The 467-nt window shown below is 62.5% G+C and carries 1 protein-coding gene; it reads left to right on the top strand.

Annotated features, from left to right (window positions below; genetic code table 11):
* Positions 1 to 115: 115 nt before the first annotated feature.
* Positions 116 to 457, top strand: a complete 342-nt coding sequence (locus tag D1646_RS07965; protein ID WP_016316827.1) for a hypothetical protein — start codon at positions 116 to 118, stop codon at positions 455 to 457.
* Positions 458 to 467: the final 10 nt, after the last annotated feature.

The raw sequence follows: 467 nt of genomic DNA, 5'->3' as shown, positions 1-467 counted from the left end.
CCCTCCCGGCGCGGCGGGGGATATATCCTCCAGAGCCGCCCCCTTTCCCATGAATGGGAAAGGGCGGGGGGATAGGGCTGAACGACAACTATCAAAATATCGGAGGTAAACGACTATGAAACGACCCCTTGCTTACATCACCGCCGCTTGGTATGGCGGCGACACGGAAAACGCGGAGCTTGCCGCGCAGTACTGCCGGGCGGTTTACGATGCGGGCTTTGCCCCTATCTGCCCCGCGCTGTTTCTGCCCCTTTTCCTCAATGACGCGGTTCCCGAGGAACACAAGAGCAGCATCGACATTGGCCGTGACCTGCTCCGCCGCTCCCGGGTGCTGGTGGTGTGCGGGCATACCGTCACCGAGTCCATGAAGAACGACATTGCTGTGGCCCAGCGGCTGGGCATCACTGCCACCACCCTTGAGGGCATCCTGACCGTCAAGGGCCAGGGCCGCCGCTGACATGGCCGCA

Source organism: Pseudoflavonifractor sp. 60 (assembly GCF_009911645.1).
In the GTDB taxonomy this organism is placed as follows: domain Bacteria; phylum Bacillota; class Clostridia; order Oscillospirales; family Oscillospiraceae; genus Lawsonibacter.
The sequence above is the reverse complement of the archived record's forward strand: the minus strand, read 5'-3'. Positions and strand labels throughout refer to the sequence as shown.